The following is a 7908-nucleotide window of genomic DNA, read 5'->3' as shown; positions in this document are numbered from 1 at the left end:
TTCACGTAGGCCAGCAGACCCACCAGCGGGTGCTTCCTCAGCCCGCTGCTCTGGACCCGGGCCTGGCCGCCGTGGTCACCGGACCACGACCGGGGACGACGCCCCTGCCACCAGCGGGGCCGGGGCACCGGATCCGTCGGCGGGGACCGACCAGACGTCCGGGCCCTTGGCGTACATCACAGTGCGCCCGTCGAGCCACGCCACCTGGTCGTCAACGCTCGCGGTCTCGGCCAGCGGCGTCTCCCGCATCGTCGACAGCTCCAGCATGTGGAGCCGCCACATCCGGCGCGGGTCGGCGGAGACCCGCTTCTTGAACACCAGCCGGGTCCCGTCGGGAGACAGCGACGGGCACTCGGCGTTCTCCCTGAGCGCCCGCACCCGCCAGTCGGCGTAGTCGCCCTCGACGAGATAGGTCTTCCCGCCGGTGGCGAGGGTCGCGTAGAACCGGTTGTCGTCGGCGGCGAAGGTCACCCCCCAGTAGTTCACGTCGGCCGCGTGGTGACGGCGGCCGTTCAGGGTCAGCGGGATGTCCTCCATGTTGGTGACGACGTAGCCGGTGCGGGTGTCGAGGATCCCCGTCCAAGTGGAGAAGCCGCCCTCGTTGTAGGAGTCGCCGGTGACGAACACGGTCCACGACGCCATCCGGCCGCTCTGCGACATCCTCGCCCGGTTCGGGATCCCGGCCAGCCTGATCCGCCGGGTCTCCCGCATGGAGCGGTCGAGGATCACCGCGTCCGTGCTGACCAGCGCCCCGGGCTTGGCGACCAGGCAGATCGAGGTGCCACCCGCCGTGGAGAACCGGTTACAGGCCGGACCCGCGGCGGTGGGGAGGGCCGAGGGGGCACCGAGCGGCACCCCGGCGACCTGGCCGGCGGCCGTACGGAACATCAGCTGCCCGGGACGGAGCACTCCGCCGTCCGCCACCGGTGCCGAGACCGGGACGGGGTCGCGGCGCGTGGCCCAGGCCGCGTAGCCGGCCGCCGTGCCGCCGAGGACCGCCACCGCGGCGAGCAGCACCGGCAGGCGCCGGATCGGGGTCACGTCCGCCTCCCCACCCGGGGTGGCGCCACTGCCGTTCTCACCGTGTACCTCCTCATCGCGAACCAGGCGCCGAGCACACAGGCCGCGAGGCCGGCCGCCATGACGGCCAGTCCCTGGGTGCTTCCCCACATCGTCCAGACGGCGCCGAACAGGACGGATGACAGCAACCGGGTCGTCGCCTGACCGGTCTGGAGCAGGGCCAGGCCGCTCGTACGCAGGTGCTCGGGGAGCATCGGCCCGGCCACGGCCATCAGCACGCCGTCGGTCGCGGCGTAGAAGGTCCCGTGCAGGATCAGCACCGCGACGAGCCATCCCGGTCCGAGCAGCACGAGGTAGGCGGCGATCAGGGCGACGTGCCCGGCCAGGAAGACCGGCACCCGGCCCAGCCGGTCCGCGAGCCGCCCGACGGGCACGGCCAGCAGCAGGTAGACGGCGGCCGTGCCGATCGACAACAGCGGGAAGTACACCGTGTCGATCCCGCCGCGCTTCTGCAGCAGCAGGTAGACGAACGCGTCGCCGACGGTGACCAGGCCGAGGACCGCGGCCACCACGCACACCCGCCGGAACGCCACGTCGCGCAGCAGCCCCAGCGCGGCGCGCGGCGAGGTGGCCGGGCGCCGGGCGGGCAGCGGGGCGGGCAGCGGCGTGCGCCGGTCACGGACGTACATGACCAGCAGCAGCACGCCGAGCACGGCCACGCAGAAGCTGACCACGAACACCACGTCGTAGGCCCCGCCGGTGCCCGTCAGGACGGCGAACGCCACCAGCGGGCCAAGCAGCGCGCCGACGGTGTCCATGGCCCGGTGCACGCCGAACGCCTGACCGAGCTTGCCGGCCGGGGCGCTCAGCGAGATCAGCGCGTCACGCGGGGCCGTGCGCAGTCCCTTGCCGGTCCTGTCGACGGCGATCACCGCGCCCAGCGCCGCGACCGAGCCGCCCGCCGCCAGCAGGGCCGGCTTGCAGAGCGCGGACAGCCCGTATCCGATTCCGGCGATGAGTTTGCGCCGCTGCCACCGGTCGGCGAGGTTGCCCCCGGCGAGGCGGACCAGCGCCGTCACGCCGAAGGAGAGCCCGTCGAGCAGGCCGAACTGCAGCGGGCTGAGACCGAGGAAGAGCGTCAGGTAGAGCGGCAGCACGGCCGTGACCATCTCCGAGGAGATGTCGGTGACCAGGCTGACCGCCCCGAGCGCGAGCACGTTCCCGGGGACGGCCCAGGAGAGCCGGGGCCGCGGACGTGCTCCGTCCGCGGTCCGGCTTGCCGAGACGTACATCTAGTGGCAGGCGTAGGTGGGGCCGGTGTCCTTGACCGAACCGTCGGTACCGATCAGCTGCCAGGAGAACGCGGCGGGGGCGAAGGTCATCTTGACTACGCCGTAGATGTCCACCAGCCGCTTCTGGCTGTTGGGCTGGACGTTCGTGATCCCGTACGGTGAGGCGCCGCCCATGCCTCCGAGGATCTCCACCATGCCCTTGGGGTCGGCCTGGGCGTCGGGGTTCTGCGGGGCGAACCGTTCGTAGTGGTGATCGTGGCCGTTGAGCACCAGGTCGGCTCCGGCGTCATAGAGGATCTTCCAGACCGGCTTGCCGACCGGGTCGTTGCCGTGCTCGCCGGAGCTGAACAGCGGGTGGTGCCAGTAGGCGGCGATACAGCCCTTGGTGTTCGCGGCCAGGTCGGCCTTGAGCCAGTTGATCTGGGCCGCCTGGTCGAAGTAGTTGGAGTCAAGGGCGATGAAGTGCCAGTTGCCCCGGTCGTAGCTGTAGTAGGTCTTGCCCTGCGGGGTGGCGATGGAGCCGAAGTAGCCCTTGTACCCCGCGTAGGTTCCGGCCGGGTCGTAGGTCTCGTGGTTGCCTACGGCAGGGCGCGTCTTGCTCTTGAACCTGCCCCACGTCTTGTCGTAGTAGTTCTGGAAGTCCGAGAGCCGGGCGTCGTCGTACTGGTTGTCGCCCATGGTGATGACGAACTCGGGGTTCATCGCCTGGACCTGTGCCGCCGTCTTGGGGTGGGCGCAGGAGCTGGAGCTCGCGGTGCACTGGGCTGCGATGTCACCGGCGGCCGCGACGACGAAGGTGTCGCCCGGGGTCGCTGTCGGGGTCGCTGTCGGGGTCACGGTCGGGGTCACGGTCGGAGTGGGGCTGGGCGTGGAGGTGCCGCCGCCGAACACCTGGAACTCGTACAGGGAGTAGCCGTAGGAGGTGCCCCTGACGGTGCCGTACATGCGGACGTAGCGCCCGGAGCCCGACAGGCCGGTCAGATCGTCCTGGCCGCCGTCACCGCTGCTCGTGGAGTAGACGGTGGTCCAGTTCGCGGCGTCGTCGGAGACCTGGATCGTGTACGCCTTGCCGTAGGCGGCCTCCCAGAACAGCTTGACCCGGGAGATCGAGGAGATCACCCCCAGATCGACGCGGATCCACTGGGGATCGCTGCCCTCCAGGGAGGCCCAGCGAGTCGAGGTGAGGTTGCCGTCGACCGCCTTGCCCGAGCTGTAGGAGGAGCCCTCCTTGGACGAGGAGGAGGCGGGCCTGCCCTGCGACAGCAGGGTCTCGGCGGCTTCGGCGCGGCCGGTGGCGATCAGGACCCCGGCCAGGAGGACGGTGACCGCCGAGAGGATGAGAAGGACGCGGTGGGGGACGCGGTAAGGGACGGGGTGAGGCGTGCTTGATGACACGGGCTTGTCTCCTGTGGGGGCTAGAGACGATGATCACGGCGCCCGTCGCGGCGCCGTGCACAACGCGGCCGGGGCAGCACAATCCCTCACTGAGCGCGTCACGTCCCTTCCGGGACGCCGCGCCAAGCCACTCTCCGGCATAGTGACAAGCCGTCGGGGAGACTGTCAACGGAAGTTAGGAAGGTTTCCTAACCTGAAACCTCGCGCACCGGAGAAGCACACGTCGCCGACGGCGTTCCCGCTTCCGGACGGACCACGCCACATCCGGAAGCGGCGTACCACGGAGGCGACTCGGCGCCCGCTCTCACGCCCCCAGGCAGGCGGGGCCGAGCAACTGCTTCAAATCGCCCATCAGGGCCGGTGAAGGCGACACCCGCAGGCGGTCGTCGAGGCGCATGATGGTGGTCTTGGGGCCGTTGTGCACCTGCAGGTGCACCTCGGTGGTGCCCGGATGGGCGGTCAGCACCTCCTTGAGGCGGCCGACCACCGGCGGGGTGCAGCGGGTCAGGGCGAGGCTGACCGCCAGGGGACCACCGGCCTCACGGGTCAGGTCCGGAGCCGTCACCTCCATGGCGATGATCTTTCCGACGTCCTCGCGCTTGTCCAGGCGGCCCTTGACGAAGACGATGGCGTCCTCGGCGAGCACGGTCGCGCAGAGCTGGTAGGCCGAGGGGAAGATCATCACCTCGATGGCACCCTCCAGGTCCTCCAGCTGGGTCAGCACCCAGGTGTCGCCCTTCTTGGTGACCTTGCGCTGCAGGCCGCTCAGGATGCCGCCGACGGTGACGACCTGGCCGTCGGGACGGTGCTCGTCCTGGAGCGAGGCGATCGAGCAGTCGGCGCCGGAGGCGAGGATGTGCTCCACGCCGAAGAGCGGGTGGTCGGAGACGTACAGGCCGAGCATCTCCCGCTCGAACTGCAGCAGCGTGTTCTTGTCCCACTCGCCCACCGGGATCTGCACGTCGAAGGTCTGGTCCTCGGCGCCCTCGACCGCGCCGAACAGGGAGTCCTGCCCCTGGGCCTCGTTCTTCTTGATGCCGATGATGCTGTCGACCGCCTGCTCGTGGACCATCACCAGGCCCTTGCGCACGTGCCCGAACGAGTCGAAGGCGCCGGCCTTGATCAGCGACTCGATGACCCGCTTGTTGCAGACGACCATGGGGACCTTACGCAGGAAGTCCTTGAAGTCGGCGAAGCGGCTCTTCTCCTTGCGCGCGGCGATGATCCCGTCGACCACGTTGCCGCCGACGTTGCGGATGGCCGACAGGCCGAACCGGACGTCGGTGCCGCGCGGCGTGAAGTCGAAGTCGGAGTCGTTGACGTCCGGCGGCAGCACCTTGATGCCCATCCGGCGGCACTCGTTGAGATAGAGGGCCGACTTGTCCTTGTCGTCCTTGACCGAGGTCAGCAGCCCGGCCATGTACTCGGCCGGGTAGTTGGCCTTGAGGTAGGCGGTCCAGTAGGAGACCAGGCCGTAGGCGGCGCTGTGCGCCTTGTTGAAGGCGTAGTCGGAGAAGGGCAGCAGGATGTCCCAGAGCGTCTTGATCGCGGCCGCGGAGTAGCCGTTGTCCTTCATGCCCTGCTCGAACGACTCGAACTGCTTGTCCAGCTCCGACTTCTTCTTCTTGCCCATCGCGCGGCGCAGCAGGTCGGCCTTGCCGAGCGAGAACCCGGCGACCTTCTGCGCGATGGCCATGACCTGCTCCTGATAGACGATCAGGCCGTACGTGGTGCCGAGGATCTCCTGCAGCGACTCCTCGAACTCCGGGTGGATCGGGACGATCTCCTGCTGGCCGTTCTTGCGCAGCGCGTAGTTGGTGTGGGAGTTGGCGCCCATCGGGCCAGGCCGGTACAGCGCGCCGACGGCGGAGATGTCCTCGAAGTTGTCGGGCTTCATCAGCCGCAGCAGCGACCGCATGCCGCCGCCGTCCAGCTGGAACACCCCCAGGGTGTCGCCCCTGCCGAGCAGCTCGTAGGTCTTGCGGTCGTCCAGCGGCAGCTTGAGCAGGTCGATCTGCTCGCCGGTGTTGGCCTCGATCATCTTCAGGCAGTCGTCGATGATCGTGAGGTTGCGCAGGCCCAGGAAGTCCATCTTCAGCAGGCCGAGCGTCTCGCAGGTCGGGTAGTCGAACTGCGTGATGATCACACCGTCGGAGTCGCGGCGCATGATCGGGATGTAGTCGGTCAGCACCTCCGCCGACATGATGACCCCGGCGGCGTGCACGCCGGTCTGCCGGATCAGGCCCTCCAGGCCCCTGCCGAGGTCCATCGCCGACTTGACGTCGACGTCCTCCTCGTACAGCCTGCGCAGCTCGCCGGCCTCGTTGTAGCGCGGATGATCTTTGTCGAAGATGCCGGAGAGCGGGATGTCCTTGCCCATCACCGCGGGCGGGAACGCCTTGGAGACCTTGTCGCCCAGCGCGTACGGGTGGCCCAGGACGCGGGCCGCGTCCTTGATGGCAGCCTTCGCCTTGATGGTGCCGAAGGTGGCGATCATGGCGACCTTGTCGGCCCCGTACTTTTCCGTCACGTACCGGATCACGTCGCCGCGCCTGCGCTCGTCGAAGTCGATGTCGACGTCGGGCATGGAGACGCGGTCGGGGTTGAGGAACCGCTCGAAGATCAGCCCGTGCGGCAGCGGGTCGAGGTCGGTGATGCCCAGCGCGTACGCGGCCAGCGAGCCGGCGGCCGAGCCGCGGCCGGGGCCGACCCGGATGCCGTTGTTCTTGGCCCACATGATGAAGTCGGCGACCACGAGGAAGTAGGAGGGGAACCCCATCTGCAGGATGACGCCCATCTCGAACTCGATCTGCGTGTGGTGCTCGGCGTCGACGCCCTCGGGGAAGCGCCGTTCCATGCCCCGCCAGATCTCCTTGCGGAACCAGCTCTCCTCACTCTCCCCCTCGGGCAGGGGGAAGGTCGGCATCAGGTTCTTGAAACCGAACATGCCGCTCGGGTCGACCTTCTCGGCGACCAGCAGGGTGTTGCGGCAGCCCTCGGCCCACAGGTCCGAGGAGTCGACCGCGCGCATCTCGTCGGCGTTCTTGATGTAGTAGCCGCTGCCGTCGAAGCGGAAGCGGTCGGGGTCGGACAGCTGCTTGCCGGTCTGGATGCACAGCAGCGCGTCGTGGGAGGTCGCGTCCGACTCGTAGGTGTAGTGGGAGTCGTTGGTCACCAGCGGCGGGATGCCCAGCTCGCGCGAGATGCGGGTCAGGCCGTCCCGGACCCTGCGCTCGATGTCGAGCCCATGATCCATGATCTCCAGGTAGTAGTTCTCCTTGCCGAACAGCTCCTGGAACCTGGCCGCCGCCGCGACCGCCTCGTCGTACTGCCCCAGGCGCAGGCGGGTCTGCACCTCACCCGACGGGCAGCCGGTGGTGGCCATCAGCCCCTCGGCGTGCTCGGCGAGGATCTCCGCGTCCATCCGCGCCCACTTACGGACGAAGCCCTCGGTGTAGGCGCGCGAGGAGAGCTTCATCAGGTTGCTCAGACCCTTGGCGTTCTTCGCCCAGATGGTCATGTGGGTGTAGTAGCCACCCGCCGAGACGTCGTCGCGCTTCTGGTGCGGCTCGCCCCACAGCACCGGCTTCTTCTGGTGCCGGGAGGCCGGGGCGACGTAGGCCTCGATGCCGATGATCGGCTTGATCCCCGCCCCGGTCGCCTGCTTGTAGAAGTCGTAGGCCCCGTGCATGTTGCCGTGGTCGGTGATCGCGATGGCGGGCATGCCCAGGTCGCCGACCTGCTTGAACATTTGCTTCAAACGGGCGGCTCCATCCAACATGGAGTACTCCGTGTGAACGTGCAGATGCACAAACGAGTCTGACATGCGGCCCCGTCCTCCCCTAGTCGCACCGTCGGCGGGGAAAGCGTATCCAAATCCGAGTTCCCAAAGTGACCCGTGTGCTCCGGGTCGTCTCTCCCTCTCAGTCTCGCTCGGCGGGCGCCGAGCGGCGTTCCTCGGCGAGGTGCAGGCCCGCCTCGATGACGGCGTTCATGATGGGGGCGAGCCGGGCCTCGCCCAGGACGGGGGCGCGGCGGGCCATCTCGGCGACCACCTGGCGCTCGCGGGCGGCGTCGCGACCGGCGAAGCCTCCGACGGGCTTGAGGCGCTGGATGGTGCCGGCGAGCTCGGCACGGCGTTCCAGCAGGACGGCGAGGGCGGCGTCGACGCGGTCGATGGCGTCGCGGGCGGCGGGCACCG

At 69.1% G+C, this 7908-nt stretch carries 5 protein-coding genes; all 5 read right to left on the bottom strand.

Annotation, left to right across the window (positions count from 1 at the left end):
- Window positions 1-75: 75 nt before the first annotated feature.
- Window positions 76-1041: a hypothetical protein gene (locus tag ABZ260_RS41585; RefSeq protein ID WP_355628761.1), complete on the bottom strand. Its 966-nt coding sequence runs from the start codon at window positions 1039-1041 to the stop codon at window positions 76-78.
- On the bottom strand, window positions 1038-2312 hold the full coding sequence (locus tag ABZ260_RS41580) for an MFS transporter (protein ID WP_355628758.1): 1275 nt from the start codon (window positions 2310-2312) through the stop codon (window positions 1038-1040). Before ABZ260_RS41580 ends, ABZ260_RS41585 begins: the two co-directional genes overlap by 4 nt.
- Entirely contained in the window at window positions 2313-3707 is a 1395-nt protein-coding gene (locus ABZ260_RS41575) for a discoidin domain-containing protein (protein ID WP_355628755.1), read from the bottom strand. It abuts the gene before it with no gap.
- 304 nt (window positions 3708-4011) lie between these two features.
- A complete protein-coding gene (dnaE, locus tag ABZ260_RS41570; RefSeq protein WP_355628753.1) occupies window positions 4012-7533 on the bottom strand; it encodes a DNA polymerase III subunit alpha in 3522 nt (1173 codons plus the stop codon).
- A 97-nt stretch (window positions 7534-7630) separates the two neighbouring features.
- Window positions 7631-7906 carry a chorismate mutase gene (locus ABZ260_RS41565; RefSeq protein WP_355628751.1) on the bottom strand — a complete coding sequence of 92 codons (276 nt, stop codon included), beginning with the start codon at window positions 7904-7906 and terminating at the stop codon, window positions 7631-7633.
- Window positions 7907-7908: the final 2 nt, after the last annotated feature.

This window comes from Streptosporangium sp. NPDC006013 (assembly GCF_040614275.1).
Classification (GTDB): domain Bacteria; phylum Actinomycetota; class Actinomycetes; order Streptosporangiales; family Streptosporangiaceae; genus Streptosporangium.
This window is presented reverse-complemented; position numbering and strand designations above follow the sequence as displayed.